Here is a 22,497-nt window from a genome sequence, read left to right as displayed (position 1 = left end):
ATTTACTCTGACTCTAATTTTTGGCCTAATTACAACTTCTAATTTCCGCTTTGAAAACAGTACCAGAATTTGCTTCAAAACCTGCATTCAGAATGATAGCCTTTCCAGCTTGGTAATTTACATTAGCAGGAGAAATAATTTTATTTGAAGCTGTAATTGTCTGTGAGGCTTGCTCTATCAGCGTTCCTGTAAGATTGCCTGTGATTGTTTTTGAGGCCGGACTTATCGAAAAACTATTTAAACTTGGATTGCTTGCTAAAGCTTGGTTTGTTGAAATTACTCTTAAACGATAATTTGTGCCTTCATTGGTAGTTTGTGGAATTTGACAAGTAATCATACCTGCGATATTCGTCGTGCCAATAGTTACTGGATTATTGAAACCACCATTTGCATCAGAAAGTTGTACTTGAAAATTATTACTTGGGTTGAAAGAACCTGTTGTCGAAAAATTAACATTAACTGAACTACCGGCACAAAGTATGTTGGTTGAAAGGGTAGGAGCAGAAATAGTAGCCAAGTTACCTTCGATAGTAAAAGTCGTAACAACAGGTCCATAAACAATCCCTCCCAGACGATTGTCTTGGGCATAGCCAGTTATTGTAATAGTATAAGTACCTGGCAAAAAGTTTCTTCCCCAAATATCCGAACCATAATTATCGAATAAGGCAAACGGCTCGACATTTTGTAGGATTGTCCAATTTTGTTGAGGGCCAACGATAGTCATTTCAACACTTTCGATTGGCGTTGTTTGGCAAATAGGAATGGCAAGAACTGAAACTGGTTCTGCAATCTGTTGGATAGACATTCCATCGATTAAAGAGAATAAGGGTTGATGAGGATTACCCGCTTTTACGAACTGTAAATCTACTATTTGAGTACATGGGTCAACTCCATTAACAATTACATTGGTAGTCGCTGTCGCAACAAAGTTACAGATACCCGTTACGACCGTGACAGTGTAAATACCACCATTAATCAGCGTAACATTAGGAATCGTTGGGTTGGCTATGGTACTACTAAAATTATTTGGTCCTACCCAAGAATAAGAAACTCCTTCACTTACACTCAATTCAATTGTCTGTCCACCATTGTAGGGGCCACCATTTGAGGCCGTAATAGGCTGATTTGTATTGATACTTATGGTTATTTGTGTTCTTGTACTTTTGCACGAACCACTTTCACAAGCAACATAATAGTTGGTATTGTTTGTCAATGTAGGTGTGTTGAATGGGCTATTAGCCGTTCCAATTCCTCCTTCAAGACTTGTGTACCACATAACAGTAGAACCTTCGCAAGTTGCCGAGAGAGTAGTGCTTGTTCCGCTACAAATCGCCAAGTTTTCTGATACGTTGCTTGGCGTGTTTGGAATATTTGTAACCACTATCTGACTTGTTGCTACTCGTCCACTATTGCAATTTTCAGTTTCGCAAGCCGCATAATAAGTTGTAGAAACTGATGGTGTTTGACTTAATGAATTACCATTGCCAATGGCTACTCCGCCAGTTGCTACATCATACCAAGTTATTGTTCCGATACTACAAGTGGCAGATAATGAAACACTTTCGCCATTACATATCGCCGTGTTATTGGCAGATACATTGCTTGGTGAAATCGGTTGAGCATTAACTGTAATCGGACTTGTTGCTACTCGTCCACTTTCGATATTATTATCAATACACGAAGCGTAGTAAGTGATGTTTCCAACCGAAGGAATTAGGGTCAATGGATTACCCGTTCCGATGGTACTTCCGCCTGCCTGCTGATTATACCAAGTGACCGTGCCAACACTACAAGTGGCTGATAATGAAATACTTGAACCACTGCAAATTACAGTATTATCAACCAAAACATTTGTAGGATTACCTAATTGACCATTGACATTGACCGTGCCAGTTGCAATACGTGTGCTTTTACAATTGGCTGTCTCACAAGCGGCATAATATTGGAAACTTCCTGCCGACTGTGGCGAATAACTCAGTGAGTTTCCAGTGCCTATTTGTGTTCCTCCAGTAGCCTGATTGTACCAAACGATACTACCACTATTACAATTTGCTGATAGAGAAATACTTGTTCCGACGTTAACATTGCTCAGGTTCGATACTACATTGGTTGGCGAAGAAGGAAGTGCTTCAACGGTCAAAATACTGGTAGCAACCCTCTCGCTTTTGCAAGAACCGTTTTCACAAGAAACATAATAAGTATAGCTACCCACTGCTGGCGATTGAGCCAATGGAGAACTTGTTCCAATAGCCGTTCCGCCAGTTAATTGATTATACCATGTAATGACTCCTGATGAACAATTTGCCGTCAAATCGACAGATGTACCCACGCAAATGATATTATCGTTGATGGCTACATTGGTCGGCACTGCTGGTGTTAGTGTCACATTTACGGCACTTGTTGCCACTCTTCCGCTAACACCACAAATGTTTTCACAAGAGGCATAATAGGTGATGTTGGCATCTGGGGTATGAGCAAATGGTGAGCCGTTTCCAAGAGCAGTGCCACCCGTAGCTTGGCTATACCAAGTTAGAGTGCCGATACTACAATTTGCTGTCAATGAAACACTTGAACCTTCACAAATGGATGTGTTAGAAACCAAAACATTTGCAGGGTTAATAGGTAGTGAGGTAACAGTAACCGGACTTGTAGGAACTCTACCACTTTCAATATTATTATCAAAACATGAAGCATAATAAATAGTAGTTCCAACTGAAGGAGTTTGACTCAATGGACTGTTTGTTCCGATAATAACCCCTCCAGTCGCTTGATTGTACCAACGTACACTCCCCGAAACACAAGTAGCTGATAATGAGATATTATCTCCATTACAAATATTAGTGTTATTGACCGATACATTGGTCGGATTATCAACTAAGCCAATAACATTAACCGAAGGGCTGGCAATTCGACTACTCACACAATTATTAGATTCGCACGCAGCATAATATTGAAATGCTCCTGGAATTTGAGGCGTAATTGACAAATTATTACCTATACCGATTTGATTTTCGCCTGTGAGGTCGTTATACCATACTAACGAACCAGATGCACAATTAGCACTCAGGATTGTGGAGTTTCCTAATGTAATCGAGGTAGGATTCGCATTAACACTTGTCGGGTTACTCGGGATATTGTTTACAACCACTTGATTGGTTGCAACTCTGGCACTTAAACATTGCCCGTTTTCACAACTTGCATAGTAAGTTGTAGAAACCGTAGGTGTCTGCTGAAGGTTATTCCCAGTACCAATGGCTGTTCCTCCACTTGATTGATTGTACCATTTGAGCGTACCAGTACTACAGGTGGCCGATAGAGTAATGTTTGTTCCATTACAAATTTCGGTTTCGCTAACTGTCACGGTGGTAGGTATGTTCGGAAGAGCAGTTACTGTCACTGCATTGGTAGCGACTCTGGCACTATTACAGTTTGGCGTCTCACAAGCGGCATAATAAGTAGTTGTCCCTACGTTGGGCGATTGAACTAGTCCATCTCCATTGCCAATGGCTGTTCCGCCAGTAGCTTGCGTGTACCAGACGACATTACCCGATGAACAAGTCGCATTCAAAGTAATATTTGCATCATCACAGATAGCAGTTGCACTTACCGAAACTCCAGTAGGATTTGATGGAGTCGGGCTTACTGTTATGGGTGATGTTGCTGTTTTTGAACTTTCACAAGTAAGAGTTTTACACGATACATAATAGATATTATTTCCTACTGGAGGAGTAACCGAAAGCCCGTTGCCTGTTCCGATTGCACTACCCGTTTCGCTATTGTACCAAGTTATTACGCCTGAAGTACAAGTTGCTGATAAAGTTACGTTTGTTCCTGAGCATACAGAATAATCATTAACACTGATATTGGTTGCACTTGTAGGTGTTTCATTGACTGTCAATGTAGTTGTAGAAACCCTCGAACTTACGCATATTCCGCTTTCACAGGCTGCATAATAAGTGTAAGTACCAACCGTAGGTGATATTAATAGAGAGCTTCCAGTTCCAATCATACTTCCACCCGAAAGTTGATTATACCAAACCACTGTTCCAGTCGCACAAGAGGCTGTTAGGTTTACATCAGTACCTGTACAGATACTTGTTTGGCTAATATTGACAGAAGTAGGACTTGACGGAGTAGGAGTGACTTGAACCGAACTTGTAGGAACACGTCCACTTTCTACAACATCATCTAAACAAGAAGCATAATACGTTATATTTCCGGCCGAAGGCGTGGTATTAAATGGGCTACCATTACCGATTGAGCTTCCGCCCGTAGCTTGATTATACCATTGGACGGTTCCTGTTGCACAATTGGCGGTAAGAGAGAGTTGGGTTCCGACACAAATATTGGTATTATTGACCGATACAGAGGTTGGATTAGCAACGGCTCCGTTGACTGTAACCAAAGGACTCGCCACACGAGTGCTGGCACAAGTGCCATTATCGCAGGTTGCGTAGTAATTGAATCCACCTTGGATAGGAGGAGTGTAATCGAATGAACTACCAGTTCCTAAAAGCGTTCCACCAGAGAGTTGACCGTACCATTTTACAGTTCCATTAGCACACGTTGCCGATAAGATTGTATTATTTCCTAAACTTAAAGTAGTAGGGTTTGCAGCCAAAGCGGTTGGAACATTTGGTACTTGAGTAACTGAAACTTGGGTAGTAGCTTGACGAGTGGCATTTTCGCAATTATTCAAACGACAAGCGGCATAATACGTAACGTTTGAAGTAGGTGATTGAGTTAAGCCAGTGCCTGTCCCAAGAATTGAACCACCCGTTAATTGATTGTACCAAGTTACCGTACCCGTAGCACAAGTAGCCGAAAGTGTCACACTCGTTCCACTGCAAATAGTAGTATTATTGACCGAAACCGCCGTTGGATTACTCGGAACTTGAGTAACTGTAACCTGATTAGTAGCCTGTCGAGTAAGGTTTTCGCAGTTATTTAAGTTACAAGCAGCATAATAGATAGTATTTGATGTTGGAGATTGGCTTAATCCAGTGCCTGTCCCAAGAATTGAACCACCCGTTAATTGATTATACCAAGTTACCGTACCCGTAGCACAAGTAGCTGATAAAATTACACTTGTGCCATTACAAACACTGGTATTATTGACCGATACTGCCGTTGGGTTATTAGGTCTTGATGTGACAACAACTTGCCCAGTACTTTGACGAATCGTATTTTCGCAACTATTCAAACGACAGGCCGCATAATAGGTAGTATTGACGGTTGGAGATTGCGAAAGATTCGTACCTGTTCCGATAGCTGTACCTCCAGTTAGTTGATTATACCAAGTTACTGTACCCGTAGCACAAGTGGCTGATAAAGTTACACTCGTACCATTACAAATATTTGAATTATTGACCGAAACCCCAGTAGGGTTACTCGGAGTTTGCGTAACTGTAATTAAACCAGTTGTTTGACGAGATGTATTCTCACAGTTATTCAGACGACAAGCGGCATAGTAGGTGGTGTTGGCAGATGGAGCTTGAGTAAACCCTGAACTTGTCCCAAGAATAGTTCCTCCAGTTGATTGATTGTACCAAGTGACTGTACCCGTGGCACAAGTGGCTGATAACGTAACATTTGTACCACTACAAATACTTGTACTACTCACCGAAACCGCAGTAGGGTTTGCAGGAATTAGTGTAACAACTACCTGACTGGTATTTTGGCGAGTAGGGCTTTCGCAATTATTTAATCGGCAAGTAGCATAATATGTTGTATTTGAAAGAGGTGTTTGACTTAACCCTGTTCCTGTACCAAGGATACTTCCTCCAGTTAATTGACTATACCAAGTGACCGTACCTGTAGCACAGGTAGCCGACAATGTAACACTTGCACCTCGACAAACTGCTGTACTACTTACCGAAACAGCCGTTGGGTTGGTAGGAATTTGCGTAACAACAACTTGACTGGTTGCTTGACGAGTAGCGTTCTCACAGTTATTTAAGCGGCAAGCGGCATAGAATGTTGTAGTTGTTGTTGGCGTTTGGCTCAATCCGCTTCCTGTACCGAGTGCTACTCCTCCAGTAAGTTGATTGTACCATGTAACCGTACCGGTGGCACAAGTAGCGAAAAGCGAAATACTTGAACCATTGCAGATATTGCTATTATTGACCGAAACTGCAGTAGGATTTGCTGGAACTTGAGTTACCACTACTTGATTGGTAGCTTGGCGAGTAGGACTTTCACAATTATTCGAACGACAAGCAGCATAGTAAGTAGCTGTTGTAGTAGGAGACTGGCTTAAACCAGTACCTGTACCCAAGATACCCCCACCAGTAAGCTGATTGTACCAAGTAACTGTACCAATGTTACAGGTGGCCGAAAGTGTGACACTTGAACCATTACAGATATTGGTATTATTAACCGAAACAGCGGTAGGATTAGCAGGGATTAGGGTTACAATTATTGGACTGGTAGCTTGACGAGTGGCGTTTTCACAATTATTCAAACGACAAGCCGCATAATACGTAGTGTTCGAAGTTGGTGTTTGGCTAAATCCTGTTCCTGTACCGAGTGCTACACCTCCCACAAGTTGATTGTACCAAGTAACTGTACCCGAAGCACAAGTGGCCGAAAGTGTAACACTTGTGCCTGTACAAATATTGGTATTATTGACCGAAACAGCCGTTGGATTATTCGGAGCTTGTGTAACCGTCACTTGGTTTGTTGCTTGTCGGGTAGTATTTTCACAATTATTTAAACGACAAGCCGCATAATACGTAGTATTTGAAGTTGGTGTTTGGCTTAGGCCTGTTCCAGTGCCAAGAATACTTCCTCCAGTTAATTGTCCATACCAAGTGACAGTACCTGTGGCACAGGTGGCAGATAATATAACACTGGTACCTGAACAAACACTTGTAATGCTTACTGAAACTGCTGTTGGGTTATTGGGTCCTTGTGTGACTGTAACTTGGTTCGTAGCTTGTCGAGTGGCAGATTCACAGCCATTTGAGCTACAAGCAGCATAATAGGTAATATTAGTAGAAGGTGTTTGTACAAACCCAGTGCCTGTTCCTATTGCAACTCCTCCTGTGAGTAGATTATACCAAGTAATTGTACCAGTAGTACAAGAAGCAGATAGTGTGACACTTGTACCATTACAAATACTTGTGTTATTAACCGAAACCGATGTTGCATTTGGTGGACTTGAGACTGTTAGGGTAGCAGGATTTGAGTTTACACTTCCTTGTGTGTTGGTGGCTACACAACGATATTGATTACCATTAAGGCCCGTTGTGTTGCTAATATTAAGCGTAGGCGATGTTATACCCGAATATGGACTTGTATTGGTGAGATTTGTAAAACTTCCATTATTGACACTTACTTGCCATTGATACGAAGTTGCATCGGTTGCTGTAACAGAGAAAGAAGTTGCACTTGACGGACAAGTTGTAACACTTGTTGGGTGGCTCGTAATTGTAGGTAAACTAACGGCACTTGTTGAAAGAATAAAGGGTTCTGTACCAGAAACTGCATCATTACCAACTATCAATAGTTTTGTGCCGAATGCTGTCAAACTTGTAGGTAATAACTCCGTAATACTGCTTGGATTAGAAACTTCTACTGTACCGCTGGTTGTACCATCAGACTTCCAAAGTTTTACGATACCCGATGAGTTTTTGGCGATGAAGTATAAAGTATTTCCAACAGCTGTGAGATTTGAAATAGTTGAACTGGTTGTGGCTGCGTTTAAATCTTTGACTAAAACTGTTCCATTGGGTGAGCCGTCTGTTTTCCAAAGTTCTTGCCCGCTTACACCGTCGTTAGCTATAAAAAATAGAGTATTATTACAAACTACAAAGCTACTTGGCGATGAACTTGCCGTAGATGTAGTAGTATTTATGTCTTTCAGCATAAAAGTACCCGTTTCAGTTCCATCGCTTCTCCATAGCTCTGTACCATTTACATTATCAAAAGCCGAGAAGTAAATGACGTTATTCAATAAGGTTAATCCACTGGGTGTTGATGAACTTACTGGATTTATATTTTTAACCATAACTGTACCCTGACTTGTACCATTCGACTTCCATAACTCAGAACCGTTAGTATTATCAGTAGCTTGGAAAAAAAGTGTACCATTTAAATCTATCAAGTTACTTATTTGTGAACCGACCCCCGTATTGGTATTTATATCTTTGACCATTTCCGTTCCGGTACTCGTACCATCGGTTTTCCAGAGTTCACTACCATTGGTGCTATTGGATGCCGTAAAGAATAGAATATTATTTGAAATCGTAAAGTTTTGAGGAAAAGACCCCGAATTTCCAGTATTAATATCTTTCAATGTAATAGTACCGTTAGCTGTACCGTCACTTTGGCCGAGTTCGGTACCATTGACACCATCATTAGCAGAAAAGTATAATTTTGAATTATATAGTTTAAATTGAGAAGGAGAGGCATTTCCACTTAGATTAAAGTCTTTAAGCATGGTTGTACCAGTTGCCGTACCGTCGCTTTTCCAAATTTCAGTACCATTAATATTATCATTGGCCGAAAAAACTAATGTATTATTAAAGTTATATAAGTTGCTTACAGACGATGGATTTATTCCTGCTCTAATATCTTTTACCAAAGCTGTACCTGCATTTGTACCGTCTGTTTTCCAAAGTTCTTGTCCATTTACGCCATCATCTGCTACAAAAAAAGATTGCCCCCCTACAGTAGTGAAACTTGCTGGATAAGAACTATTGGAATCATTATAAATATCTTTTACCATGACTGTTCCGCCTGCTGTACCATCGGTTTTCCAGAGTTCAATACCGTTTACGCCATCAGTTGCTCTAAAGTAAAGCACACCATTATGTATAAAAAATTTATCAATACTTGATGATGCCGTACCTGGGTTTATATCTTTTACCAGAACCGTTCCGCCCGCTGTACCGTTGGTTTTCCAAAGTTCGTTTCCGTTGGTAGCATCACTTTGGGTAAAATAGAGATTGTTATTGAATAAGAAAAATGTTGATGAAGGTGAAAGTGTAGTTATAAATACCGTTCCATTAGTAGTTCCATCGGTTCGCCAAAGACCATTATTTGAGCCTCCATCCGTTGCAGTAAAATACAAATAACTACCCAGCACAGTCAAATAACCCGGATTCGAACTGGCAAGTGTATCCACTACATTGAGGTCTTTAAACAAAGTAGTTCCGGCTTCTGTACCATTCGTTCTCCATAATTCTCTACCATTATATCGTTGATTGGTGGCAGAAAAATAAGTATATCCATTAAAATTAGTAAAGAAAGCTGGGCCACTATCACGAGTTAAGGTTTGTCCCCCTAAAGTATAAGTCAGAACGTTTATATCTTTTAGTACGACTGTACCACCACTTGTACCATCAGTTTTGATAGGTTCTGCACCTTTACTACCATCATAAGCACTAAATAAAGCATAGCCATTTCCTGTATCAAAAAAGCCTCCTGGATTTGATGACCCAAGCCCTCCGTTTATTTCTTTGACGAAACTGGCTGTATTGGCATCACTTTTATAAAATTCTGTATTCTGATATGGTTGACTGCTATCAACTGTATTGGCCGAATAAAGCAAAATATTGCCAAATGCCTTGAGTCCTCTCGGAGCAAATCCAGAATTACCACCTATCATAACAGTACCAGCGGCTGTGCCATCGGTCTTCCAAAGCTTTGCATCGGCCCCTTCGGTTGCCACAAAGAATAGCACATTGTTTACAATACAAAACCAACCTGGATTAGAGTTACCGCTGCCTGGTTTAATATCTTTCACCATGACAGTTCCTTCGGTAGTACCATCGGTTTTCCAGAGTTCTTGTCCGTTTATACCATTATTAGCACTGAAATAAATAGCACCATTGTAAGTTATCAAATCGGATACACCACCCCATGCTGTCCCTGGGTTTATATCTTTTACTAAGACCGTACCAGCGGCAGTACCATCTGTTTTCCATAATTCGCCACCTAAATTGTTCACTGCCGAAAAATACAAAGTAGTACCGAGTGTAGCAAAGGAGTTTGGTGAACTCGAACCATTGGTCAGAGTAGTATTAATATCCTTTAGAAGGGAGGGAGCTTGGGCTTTTACCAAATCATTAATCCCGATAAATAATAAAATGAAGTATAACAGTTTTTTCATAAGAGTATAAGTGAAATTGATTTTTTGCTATGGTATTTGTTAAAAAATAGGAGAGGTATTCTATAAATCCCCTTCAATCTTTCTACCATGAAAGTTAGGTTTATCTTGGACTTTTGTTTTTGATTATCGAAATAATAAATTGCTTTACTCATCTATAAGATATGCTTACAATCTCTTCTATATTGAGCTTGATTCTATTGAAAAGATATTGTCATTAATAGAATGGGTTTAAACATGATTTATAATCGTTTTAAAGCAATAGAGTATTTGTGGTGTGGGCAAGGGCTGCCAATATTTGGGAATAATTTTTTAGTTTTCATGGGCATTTAATTGAGTAGTAAAAAGATGTGCAAACATATATCAATAAAGGGTGAAAGTGTTAACTCATTTTTGACATTCTTTAACTCATTTTTGACATTCTCTTTCTCATTTTTAATATTTGATGGTTTTTTACCAAAGTGATATAAAAACTGTTTAGGTAAGAGTTCTTGATTTTTTATATATTGTTAAAATGAAAGGGTTATGTTTTTAAATGTATGATGGGATTTGATTAAAATGCAAGACGAATAATTTCATCAAAACTATTGAACTGTCAATTTTTTAGTAAGTCAAGAATAAATAGCCATTAATCTTGCCAAACCAAAAGCTTTTAAATTTGAATACAGAATAGCTATGTCTTGATATTTGAATAATTTGTAAAAAAGCCTTTCAAAAAGCCAAATATTTATTGAATGCTCAACTATCCAACCAAAACCCACAAAAAGAAGTTTTAGCACATCTTTTTGTGGGTTTTAGAAAACTTTACATTATTACCAGTTTAATTTTTGGTCTTTTTGTTGGGCCAGTTTGGCCGCTAAACGATTGCGTTCTGCTACTATTACAGGGTCGTTATACATCGGATTTTCAGGATTTGCCAAATTATTTAGCTCCAATGGGTCATCGAATAAATCATACATTTCATATTCATTCGGGTGAGCCATTCGTTGGGTTTTACCAGGTGGAGCAATGTAAAAGTATTCAGAGTATTTCCAGTTCTTTTCACGGATACATCTGATACGATTTGCTACAGGCATTGGGTCAAGTTCGTTAGCGTTACCTGCTCTAAAATCATCAAACGTAAATAAGATTTCTTCTTGCAACGGCTCTGTAGTAGTCCCCAAAATTGCAGGTGTCATATCAGTACCTTTCAGTACATAATTCAATGGATTATTGACATTCAAGAGTGTCGAAATCGTTGGCATAATATCAACTAATGTCATGAGCTGGTCGGTCACTTTACCTTCTGGAAACAAAACAGGATTTGAAATCACCATCGGCACGTGGATTGTCTCTTCGTAAGCGTTATAAGCTTTCTGACGCATTCCTCCGTGCGTTAGGCCCATCTCTCCGTGGTCGGCTGTACGAATCACAATCGTATCATGTGCCAATGATTTCCCTTCGATTGTATCATAAACTTGATAAAGCGTATCTAATACAGTATTGATGAGGGAATCTGATTGACGAATGAGATTACCGTAGAAATTAAGATAATTTAGCTTCATTTCTTCCGACGACAGCGGTTGAAGAGCTGCGTTACTATAAGGCAAAAACAACTGCTGAACCGTAGGCTTATGGTTGGCCTTTAGGTCTTCATTGACAGTTGCAGGTAAGCCAATATCACCCACCAAATATTTATTACTATAATTCGGACTTACTCCATTTACCCAGTCAGTAGGGTAGGCCAGTACATCATGCGGATTTACGAGTGATAAAATCAATGCAAAAGGTTGGTCGGTTGGGTGCATTTGTTTGTGATGCAAAAAATCAACGGCTTCATTGATATAACGAAGGTCATTATTGGCGATTCCACCACCAAAATGCTCTGGAAGTGTATCTTCGCCCGCATCAGGCGGAATCCATCCATCAAAACCATAAGAAGCAATTCGTTCGGTAGTTAAATGTTCGTAGTCGCCATCTCGGTCTTTGCTCAAATGCCATTTTCCGATATAATTCACCGAATATCCCCCTGCTTTTAGCATTCGAGCCATGTTTTGTGTTTTTGTCAGTAGAGTTGGCTCTTGGTCTGAGTATTTCATATCTTCGGTGAGTGTCAGAATTACTCCGTGCTGTGGCGGATAAACGCCAGTGAAGGTTGTTGCTCTACTTGGCGAACACATACAGGTGCTACAAAAGGCATTTGTAAAAGTGATGCCTTTCTTTCGCAATCGGGGCATCGCTACTAAATTTTGTTCTTCCCAACCTTCAGGGAAGTGCATTATTCCCCTGTCTTGGTCGGTCATAATTAGGAGTAGGTTTGGCTTGTCGGGTAGTTTTCCCATGGCATTAGAATTGTTTAAGATTTAGAAATAATTTCGATGGCTATAAGATTTATAACGGTTGAAGTTTATAAATAAATAGTAAACAAATCTATGCTGATAATACCATTGGGTGTTAGCTCAAAAATGACATTCTTTCGCTCATTTTTAACGTTTAGTTTTAAAAACGAATAAATTGAGGCTATTTTACTGTAACACTTCTATAATCAGAAGGTAGTACTCCGTAAGTTTCTTGGAAAACTTTGGCAAAATAACTGAGGCTATCGAAGCCAACATTGAAGGCAATTTCCGAAACATTTCCTGCATTTTGTGAAAGCAGATGTGCTGCCTTTTCTAAACGATAAAGTCTGATAAATTCAACAATAGTGAGGTTGCTTAATGCCTTTATTTTGCGGCGAAGTTGGGTGGTGCTCAACGATACTTCGTCGGCCAGTTGCTCGATACTAAATTGAGAATTTGCCAGATTGGCATCTATTGTTTCTCTCACTTTTTGAATAAAACGCTCGTCGATTAGATTGATTTTTATCTCGGCTTCAATTACCTCAGTTTTTTCGCTTTGTTGATAATATTTCTTTAGTTTTTCTCGAATCACTAATAAATTTTTCACACGAGCCTGCATTTCATGGCTATTGAAAGGTTTAGTTAGATAATCATCGGCTCCAAGTTGGAATCCCTCTATTCTGCTCTCAACATTGGCTTTGGCAGTAAGCATTACAATCGGAATATGACTGGTTTTTTCGTCAGCTTTCAAGATTTTACAAAATTCAAAACCATCCATTTCTGGCATCATCAAATCGCTAATAATAATATCAGGTATTTGGGTGCGGGCTTTCTCTACGCCGTCCTTTCCATTGACGGCTTCAACGATTTTGTATTCTTTTTCAAAAATACTGCGGATATATGTCCGTATATCTTCATTGTCATCGACAACTAATAAGATATTATCATTTTCGATGCAAGTTCCACCTGCTGAATTGATTTTTTCTGAATTGTTGTTGGTAAAATTGGTCTTTTCAGAAATCAGATTATCAGCATTTTCAATGATATATTCTTTCCATGTTGCAAAATCTATGGGTAGTTTTGTGGTAAAGGTTGTGCCGATATTTTTCTGACTTTTTACTGTAATTTGCCCCTTCAGAACCTCTACTAATTCTTTAACCAAAGCCAAGCCAATACCTGTTCCTTCAAATCTTCGATTGTGAGAGTCATCTACTTGGAAAAAGCGGTCAAAGATTTTACTCAGTTTTTCGGGTTCGATTCCAATACCCGTATCGCTAACTTCAACAATCATTAACTGTTCAGATGTATCAAATTTGGTCGAAATCTTTACACTACCATCTATGGGCGTAAACTTAAAGGCATTTGAAAGCAAATTTGTAATGATTTTGTCGGTTTTATCTTTGTCGATATAGCCGTAAGTATCTTTTTTATCAAACTCAATTTCAAACTTGATACCTCTACTTTCGGCAAGTGAAGTAAACGAACTCGTAAGTGTACGAAAATACTTAGTAATATTCTGTTCGCTTATTTCGGGCCGCATTTGACCAGCTTCGAGCTTACTAATGTCTAAGAGTTGATTGATAAGCGTCAGTAATCTATCGGTATTTCGCTGAATGAGTGGAATCAGTCGCTCGCTTGGATATTTTTCAGCTAATTGCTGAAACGGCCCAGTTATGAGCGTTAAGGGCGTGCGTAATTCGTGCGAAATATTAGTAAAAAATGTTGTTTTGAGATTATCAAGTTCTTTCAGTCGATTATTTTGTTCGATATTGAAAGTAAGTTTTTGTTCGGCAATGAGTTTGTTTCTTTCTTCTACTTTAAAAATCCTACCCAAAAAGAACACAAAAACAAAGATTTCGGCCACGAATAAGAGAGTAGCGATATCGAATAATGGCTTAAATTCAATCCAACCAAGTAGCCTGACATTGATGAGGAAATAACTAATTAAACCCAAAATGAATGGAATGGCGTAATATTTACTAATCGGAATTTGTTTGATGATACAATAAGCATACAAGCCAATAAAATACAGACTCGATAAAATAATAGTATAAAGACCAGCTTTCAACCAATACCACTGATAAGTAATACATACCATCGTATCGACAAAAAGAGTGAAGAAAATTACCGAATAAATGATGTAAGTATGCCAAATAGGAAGCTTTTTACGAGCCAGCGTAAACAAAATAAACAATGCTGACCCCATCGTGATAGAGTTGTAGCAGATGAAGTCAATCTTCTTAGCAATATCTGGATTATCAGATATAATTGGCCCCAAAATATTCATTAAACCCCAATATGCAAGGGTTTTAAGTACCGTATGAAAAGAGTATAGTTTAAAAGCAATGTCTCTGATAATGAAAATACTGAGAATCAAAACCAAGAAAAGGCGAAAGAAAACCAAGCCATTACTGAAACTCTGTCGAGAATAATCATTGATTCTTGTTTGGTAGAATGAATCATTGGTGTGGATATAGAGCGAGCAGTAATGTCCTCGTTTAGAACTTAATTTGACATAAACAATTTTGGTTTGGTGGGGATTTAGCTCAAACGGGAATCTGGGGTCTTGGTCAATGAGGGCTTTATCTCGCTTTGAGGTAATGAGTTTTTGTTGGGTATGAGAAAAGTTTTTCTGAGTACTATCTGAAATATAAAAATCAAGTTGCTCAACTAAGGGGTTACTCCAAACAAAAAACCAGTTTTTGTTAGTAGGCAAATTATTTTTTAGGGTAAAACGTACCCAAAATACATCATCTGAATACGGAAAAATAAAATGGTCTTTGGGCGATTTTAGAAATGGTTTCTGCTTTACTTGTTCTAAAGTTAATTTGGCCGAACTATCCCTAAAGACCTCAACCGAAGTGCTTATATTAATAGGAAATTTTTGAGTAGATTGTAGGTTTATTTCTTGTGCATAAACTACATATCCGATTTGGCAAAGCAAAAATAAGATAAGCTTAAAGCAAAGTTTGTTAGTTTTCATGGTCATGGGTTCATCTCTGTACCAACAAATCTAATTTAGAAATTGATAATGTACAATGAAATCAATGTTAAAAAACTATCATTTAACTTGATTAGAGATAAAAACAAGGATTGTTTGTTTTAGAATGAATAGAATTTGCCTGTTATTGACTAATAAATGGAATATAATCAAGAATCTAAGCTATTACGTTTTTGTGCGATTTCAATTTGGTCTAAACAGTTCTTCACTCGTCTTCTTGAAGCTGTGAATTTTTCGCCATTCGATAATTTCAAAGTAAGTTTATTGTTTTCAAGGCTATAAGCTGAGATATGCTCAATATTTAAGATATAACTGCGACTAATACGCACAAAATTATCGTAGTTGATAGATGAATGGATGATGTGAAGTGTCTGCGATGCAACTGTTTTTGCTTGGTTGATGGTGTGGATTAAGGTGTAATTGCTTTCACTTTGCAAATACATTATATCATTTACCTCTATTTGTTGGCGGCGTGTTAAGTAAAGAGTTTTCATGGTATAAAATTGGTTGTAATGACAGCAAAATTACTGACTATAATGAGCTGATTATTAACTCAAAAACGACATTCTTTAACTCATTTCTTACAAAGTGCTAAAAAATTGCGGCTTTTAGTAGTTTTTGAAGCAATTCATCATAATTACTCCATTATGTTTTGGGTTATCGAACGTTTGCAAATTTAGGTGACATCGAGAACAGATATATGCGTAAAAATACCTGTTTTTAAGTGATGGGTTATTTCATCGGCTTTAAGAATTTATCAGAGGCATGTACATTCTGCTTGGTCTTTTCTGTATTTTTATGCTTCAAAATCAAAAACACATAAAAATTGAAACGTAAATTTTTCTTACTCCACGAGCATATCAAACAAGATTGGCGATACCTATCGGTAGTAGCTTATGTAATAGTAGCTACGCTAACTATCATTTTACACATACTTCGTCCAGGGCAAGAAGGCGTACTACTCGACGGGTATCTTTCTACTTTGGCCAGTATCGTTGCCACTTTGGTTGTAACTACATTCTCTTTTGTTTTTGTGGCTTTGCAGTTAGCTTCGGTACAGTTTTCTCCACGAATTCTTCGTTCGTTTTTTGAATACGACCATTTCAGTCGCTTCTTTCTATGGTCGTTTTTGGCTTGTGTTGGGTATCTGATGGGCCTACAATACTTCGGTTTTTCTGATGCTTCGTTGATTTACCCAAAATTCGGAATAGTTGGGTCGTTTTATCTGATTTTGTTGGTGTTTCCGCTATTCATTCATCATGTAGTTGATAATATCAATGCGTCGAGCATTACGCAAAATATTGCCAAACGTACAATCAAGGAAATTGACGAACTTTATGAAGTAGCAGAATTTGATTTATCAAAACCAAAACGACTACTGATTCTAAATAAAGAAAGTGGCTACTTAGATTCGATTTTATATAAAAAACTTTTTCAGATTATCCCAGATAACAATCAATCAAAAGTACTGGTAAAGCCACATGTTGGAAGTTTTGTGCTGGTAGGAATGCCATTAGTTGAAATCGAATGCTCAGAAACCGAACGAGATTTTTATCAACAAAACCTTGCAAAAATTTCTAATCAGTTTATTATCAGTAAATTCCGTAGTTATGAGCAAGATATTCCTTTTGGTATTAGACAATTAGTAGATATTGCCATCAAGGCGATTTCGCCCGCTGTGAATGACCCAACCACAGCCCTTAACTGCATTGATTATTTGGGAAATATTATTAAGAAAGCTGCATTGAGCAATACAATCTCAAAAGAAGCTACTTTATTACAAAAGAAGAATATCTACATTCGAGAGTTTAATTTCGAGCAGTTGGTCGATATGGCCTTCGACCAAATTTATCATTGGGGAAAAGAAGACTACATTATCGTTCGTCATCTTATCAAAACGATTACGAACATTCTACCATTTGTAAACGACCCCGATAAACTTTTTTTACTTCTTGCTGAAGTTGAAGACATGGAATTGTCATTTTTAAAAGAAGATTATGGAAAAGTAGAGGCCGATTGCCCATTTAAGAAAGCAGAACACCGCAATAGTTTGCGAGACCATCTCGCCGACTTATACGAAATGGCAATTAGCAAAATCGAGCAACTTGGGCTTGATGATAGAAAACTATTAACCCTAAAAAAATCGTATGAAAGAAATCTAACCTTCATGGAGAGAAATAGAGGATAAAAAAATGAAGCCTACAAACGGAGGCTTCATTTTATAAATATACATATTGCCTTAGATTGATTAGATTGGTTGTACTTTTTCTAAAACGGCCATGAATTCGACTCTTAGTCGTTTTTTTCTTCTTTTCGAGGTTTCGATGCTATCGCCATTCGACATTTTGATAAAAAACAACGAATTATTTTCAACAACTTGCTCAATGTATTTGGGGTTAATAAGAAACGACCTATTCGGGCGAATAAAACCACTGAGAAATGCTTTATGTTCGTGATGTTTTAGTGTAAACGAAGACATCATTTTTTTGCCTGATGCTAAATGAAAAACGGTGTAATTGTTATCAGCTTTTAGATAAACTATCTTGTTGCGTTCGGGGTATGGGTTGCGTGCCATGGCTTATTTATTCAAGGCCGACATTTGACCTATTTGTTGTAAAATTTCTTTTTGTATTTTTTCTAATTTACTAATTCTACTCTCTGCCTCATTCAATCTTTTCAACAATGCTTGCGTAGCCGAAATATTAAGCGTAGAAAGGGCCTCATAATCGACCGAACGGAAGTCTGATATTTCACGACCATAAACGAAAACACTTTGATTGAAGATTGACGATTGGGGATTTATGATTTGAAAACCTTTTTCATTTACTTCTTTTACCTCCACTAATTCTTGATTTTTATCAAAAATTAACTTTACTTTTTCGCCTACTTTGAGATTATGGTTGGGCAGATAAATGAAGTTGTTTTCAATTTTTGTTAACTGATAAATATCTGGAATACAGTCGGTTAGATTGCTTACCGCTTGCGGATACACCGATTCTATTTGCTGAGCAATAACCTTTTTGTACTGTCCATTTCCTTTACCGATTTTATCTATGAATTGATAATCAGTGATTTGGATTTTTGAAAGTGTTTCGAGGTCTTTTTCGTTGTTTGAGATACCTTTAATGTCTTTGATTCGGGCATCCGAAAAAGCATTAAATTCGGTGGCTGCGATGCGGTCGGAGGCATAAATAGAATAATAGTTTGTGCCGCTTGCAGTACCCGAATTACCTTGGCTATTTAAATATCCATAGTTGAGAGTGTTCAGTTCTGACCCCGTAATCGTCAATTTGGCCTTTGTTAAATCGGTTGTTCCGATTCCGACATTACCCTTTTGATTTACTAAAAACTGGAAATTATCAGAAGCGTTTTTTATTCCAAACAATGAACTTTGAGTGCCCTTTACCGTAAAAACGACGTTGGAATTTATCTGATTAATTCCCACATTTCCATCGCCATCTATTCTTATTCCTTCATTATCACCATCCGAGGAAATCCATTTGGCGTTGGCTTTAAGATTATTATCAAGGTTTAAAATTCCGTTGACGGTCAATGTGTTATTAACACCGCCGTTGCTAAGCACTTTGAAGGATTTCAAATACAAATCGCCATTGATGTTTGTATTTCCGTTTACATCTAATTTTTGAGTAGGGTCTGAAGTACCGATGCCCACATTGCCAGAATTACGAATAATCATGCTTCCTTGTCCACCCGTTGTCCCTTCTCGTGCTGTGCTAAATCGCATGGCGGTTGGGATACTCGTGCTTGTCGGTACACCATCTACAAATAGCTCAACTCCACCAGATTCGTAGAAGTCATTGTTACTATATGCCGAGCCAATTATTTTAAATAAATAATCGTCTTGCTGTATATTGGCTGGGTTAGCAACTGTGCCACGAGCTTTTCCGAATTGAAGCCACGGCGAAAAACCAGAATTTTCGTATAAAACCAAGGCAATATCTGAGCTATCTTGCGACTCTGAAACCGAAGTGATTTGAGCAAAACTAAGATTTGAATTAGGTGTGTTAGGTAAACCATTTTTGGTATTGATAAATAATTTACCTTTTAGTTGGGTACGGCCTTCTACATGAAGTATATTTTGAGGAGTGCTCGTTCCAATGCCCACTTTTCCAGCATCATCTACCAACAATCTTACTTTATTATTGGCGTGGACTTCAAATTTATTACTGCCTTTTAAGGCATATTTGGCTCCCACTACCAATTTTTTCTGAATACTAAGTGTATCCGAAACCGTTGATTTGCTCGGGGTAATCAATACGCTTTGAGCAAATGAATTTTGATTAAAACTAAAAAAAATGTACAAAATGAATATCTTAGCCGAGATTTGTATGAGTGTTTTCATGCTTATTTGAAAAAATATTGTTATTTAATTTGTTGCCAGACCAAGCCATCGCTCACAATCCAAACTGAAGTTGATGAGGTTATTGTGGTTTGTGTAGTATTCAACATATTTTGAAATTCTGAAATTGTCAGGCTTGAAGTAGTCTTATTTACTATTGTATAAGTACGATTTGGGCAGGAAGATGCAGGTGGGAGAGTTATGGGGCCAAAAGCAGTGGTATAAATCCAAATCCCTGCCGAATCGTCGGGGTCAGTTGTGCCACTTTCTAAACCCGATTTTACTTTCAATCCCATTGAGCCATTTACATCTAAAGTTGACATAGGTGTTTGGATTTTTACTCCTACACTGTTTGTAGTCGAGAATTTGCCATTGATTTTCAATGAATTAGCTGCAAAATCTCCATGTATGAGAGGGGCTTCTGTATTTTCTACATCAATCCAAAGTGTATTGTCTAAAGTTTTATTAGAGCCAAGTTCTCTACCAATAATGATATTTCGTGTGCCAATTAATGACTCACCAGCACCCGAACCTATCAAAATATTATTGCTACCATCTGAGGCATAACCTGCAAAATTCCCGATGGCAATATTATCGTTTCCATTAATGTTATTCTGCAAAGCGTGTGTATCCAAAGCAAAATTATAAGACCCCAAACTGCCCGAAAAAGCTTCCGTTCCGATAGCCACATTGTTTTCGCCTTCGACATTGGCGTTACCAGCCCAATGACCTAAGTAAACATTATTGTTCTCGGTCAAATCATCATATTTTCCTGCATCTTCACCAATAAAAACCGAACGCCCAGCATCTGTAAAAGTTAATCTTTTTCTTACATTAAGCTGTCCAGCATTTGTTATTGTCAACATTGGGTCGTCATCATATTCTATGACAAAATCTAACGTTCCTTTTCTGCCAATATCAAAAAAACTGTGTCCCTCACTTTCAAATCGAACCTGTGGAGCATTTCCCGTTGGAGAGTAAAAATTACCAGTGATAATTTCTGTTCCCGATAAACCCCAATTTGGGATATAAAAAATAGCATTTTCGTCGGGTTTTACCTGAAAAATAGAACCCGATTCGATAGGAAAGCCCCCACCGATATACAAGAAACTATTTACATTCAAAGTGTCAGAAATCTTCGATTTCTGTGGCGTAATCAGCACACTTTGGGCATTCGTAATATTTACTACTAAAATTAAATGTAAAAAAATGGCTATTTTTTCTAAAGTTTTCATTTTAAAATGACTGATTTTGAAGAATAAAATAAATTCGCTATATACATAATTATTTGATTTACAGGAGCTTGTGAGCGAGTTGGTTTATTCAATCATTCACTAATTCTTTCATTCGCTCATTGAAAATAGGCTTGCTGTGCCACTCATAAAAAAGCCCATCGGGGTCTCTTTTGGCTCTAATTTCTTGTACTTTTTGTAGGTTTTCATCACTCATAAATGCAGCGATACGGCGGTGCAAACCTTCATCGGCTAACTGAATTCCTACCGCCAGATGCTCCATTTTCCGCATCGTGTCAAACGCCCAATTATTGTATTTTTCGGTGTCTTTAGCATCTTTCCAGCAACTGTACAAAGCCATATAAATATTATCTTCTTTGCTGTAAGCCATGTCAGTTTTCAGGTTACCTGGGTGCCAATTCAACCACAAAAAATGCGAGGGTGCAGGCGGTAATGTCTCGGCAATTTGCTTGATATGCGGCAACAAATCATCAATCGAAGCGTGTGTCCACATATTATCTACGCCCCAATGGTGGTCTTCGGGGTAATGAGACATCGTGCCTTTGTAGAGCAGCTCAATACCAGGGTTGAAGGCTGGTGTGGCAATTATGGCCTTTTTCTTTATCGGACTGTTGTGCATGAAAGTCTTCGCTTCTTCAAATTCGTCTTCGGTATCGGCAAAAATCGGTGCAAAAGCCTCAATGCCCGGCCCTAAGATATTGAGCATTTTCTGAATCATAATCATCTGAAATTCAATAGCTTTCGGAATCGAAGAGCCTGCTTCATACGCCCAACGATAGACATCATCGAGGTGTTTGATGCTGAAATCATGAGCCATAATAGCTCGGTATTTAGGCAAAGGGTAGATTTTGAGATAGAATTTAACGACAATGCCAAAGAACCCCGGCCCCGAACCACGAGCCGCCCAAAACAAATCAGCATTTTGGGTCGGACTGGCATGAACCAACTCGCCATTGGCCGTGATGATGTCCATCGCCAAAACACTCTGACAAGCAATACCCAATTTACGACCATTCCAACCGTAGCCGCCTTGAAGCAGATAACCACCAATGCAAACACCCTTGCAATGTCCCGCAGGAAAGAACAAATTCTCTTTGTAAAGTGCTTTCATTAATACACTTCCACCTACACCTGGGCCAGCCTCGGCGGTCATAGCATCTTTATTGACGGAGTATTGATTGAAGTTTTTCATCAGAATCAAAACCGCACCTTCTCTGATGAAATTCGCACTGAAACTATGTCCGCCCGAACTGATGGTAATTCTTTTTCCAACCGATTTTGCGTAGCGAACTATATTGATTATATCGTGAATGTCATTCGGAATCACCACCATTGAAGGGCGTTGTTTTGGGTCAATTTTATTAAAAAGTGTACCCATTACTAACTCATCGAAGCCTTTTTCGCCTCGTATGATTATATCTCCAGAAATTTTTAGGTTTTCCATAATTTTA

The 22,497-nt window shown here is 38.4% G+C and carries 9 protein-coding genes; 1 reads left to right on the top strand and 8 read right to left on the bottom strand.

The window, feature by feature from the left end; genetic code table 11:
- Positions 1-25: 25 nt before the first annotated feature.
- The 4 genes from IEX65_RS26900 to IEX65_RS26885 form a co-directional block, all read right to left on the bottom strand.
- Complete coding sequence (locus IEX65_RS26900; protein WP_188771324.1) at positions 26-10,117, bottom strand: ELWxxDGT repeat protein; 10,092 nt, start codon at positions 10,115-10,117, stop codon at positions 26-28.
- A gap of 809 nt (positions 10,118-10,926) precedes the next feature.
- Positions 10,927-12,435, bottom strand: a complete 1,509-nt coding sequence (locus IEX65_RS26895; RefSeq protein WP_188771323.1) for a sulfatase family protein — start codon at positions 12,433-12,435, stop codon at positions 10,927-10,929.
- A 178-nt stretch (positions 12,436-12,613) separates the two neighbouring features.
- Positions 12,614-15,415 carry a response regulator gene (locus IEX65_RS26890; protein ID WP_188771322.1) on the bottom strand — a complete coding sequence of 934 codons (2,802 nt, stop codon included), beginning with the start codon at positions 15,413-15,415 and terminating at the stop codon, positions 12,614-12,616.
- A gap of 167 nt (positions 15,416-15,582) precedes the next feature.
- Positions 15,583-15,927: a LytTR family DNA-binding domain-containing protein gene (locus IEX65_RS26885; RefSeq protein WP_188771321.1), complete on the bottom strand. Its 345-nt coding sequence runs from the start codon at positions 15,925-15,927 to the stop codon at positions 15,583-15,585.
- 332 nt (positions 15,928-16,259) lie between these two features.
- On the opposite strand from IEX65_RS26885, the gene IEX65_RS26880 reads away from it, so the two are divergent.
- The gene (locus IEX65_RS26880) at positions 16,260-17,621 is read left to right on the top strand and encodes a DUF2254 domain-containing protein (protein WP_188771320.1); all 1,362 of its coding nucleotides are present in this window, start codon (positions 16,260-16,262) and stop codon (positions 17,619-17,621) included.
- Between the two features lie 60 nt (positions 17,622-17,681).
- On the opposite strand, the gene IEX65_RS26875 is transcribed toward IEX65_RS26880, so the two are convergent.
- From IEX65_RS26875 to IEX65_RS26860, 4 genes are all read right to left on the bottom strand, one after another.
- Positions 17,682-18,008, bottom strand: a complete 327-nt coding sequence (locus IEX65_RS26875; protein WP_188771319.1) for a LytR/AlgR family response regulator transcription factor — start codon at positions 18,006-18,008, stop codon at positions 17,682-17,684.
- A 3-nt stretch (positions 18,009-18,011) separates the two neighbouring features.
- Complete coding sequence (locus IEX65_RS26870) at positions 18,012-19,796, bottom strand: tail fiber domain-containing protein (protein WP_188771318.1); 1,785 nt, start codon at positions 19,794-19,796, stop codon at positions 18,012-18,014.
- A gap of 20 nt (positions 19,797-19,816) precedes the next feature.
- Positions 19,817-21,028: a hypothetical protein gene (locus IEX65_RS26865; protein ID WP_188771317.1), complete on the bottom strand. Its 1,212-nt coding sequence runs from the start codon at positions 21,026-21,028 to the stop codon at positions 19,817-19,819.
- 88 nt (positions 21,029-21,116) lie between these two features.
- On the bottom strand, positions 21,117-22,490 hold the full coding sequence (locus IEX65_RS26860) for an FAD-binding oxidoreductase (RefSeq protein WP_188771316.1): 1,374 nt from the start codon (positions 22,488-22,490) through the stop codon (positions 21,117-21,119).
- Between the last annotated feature and the right edge of the window lie 7 nt (positions 22,491-22,497).

The organism is Emticicia aquatilis (assembly GCF_014644295.1).
In the GTDB taxonomy this organism is placed as follows: Bacteria; Bacteroidota; Bacteroidia; order Cytophagales; family Spirosomataceae; genus Emticicia; species Emticicia aquatilis.
This window is presented reverse-complemented; position numbering and strand designations above follow the sequence as displayed.

Bases quoted from the DNA above. Each gene is read 5' to 3' on its own strand.
- IEX65_RS26890 (WP_188771322.1), bottom strand. From the start codon at position 15,415: ATGAAAACTAACAAACTTTGCTTTAAGCTTATCTTATTTTTGCTTTGC.
- IEX65_RS26860 (WP_188771316.1), bottom strand. From the start codon at position 22,490: ATGGAAAACCTAAAAATTTCTGGAGATATAATCATACGAGGCGAAAAA.
- IEX65_RS26865 (WP_188771317.1), bottom strand. From the start codon at position 21,028: ATGAAAACTTTAGAAAAAATAGCCATTTTTTTACATTTAATTTTAGTA.
- IEX65_RS26885 (WP_188771321.1), bottom strand. From the start codon at position 15,927: ATGAAAACTCTTTACTTAACACGCCGCCAACAAATAGAGGTAAATGAT.
- IEX65_RS26895 (WP_188771323.1), bottom strand. From the start codon at position 12,435: ATGGGAAAACTACCCGACAAGCCAAACCTACTCCTAATTATGACCGAC.
- IEX65_RS26900 (WP_188771324.1), bottom strand. From the start codon at position 10,117: ATGAAAAAACTGTTATACTTCATTTTATTATTTATCGGGATTAATGAT.
- IEX65_RS26875 (WP_188771319.1), bottom strand. From the start codon at position 18,008: ATGGCACGCAACCCATACCCCGAACGCAACAAGATAGTTTATCTAAAA.
- IEX65_RS26870 (WP_188771318.1), bottom strand. From the start codon at position 19,796: ATGAAAACACTCATACAAATCTCGGCTAAGATATTCATTTTGTACATT.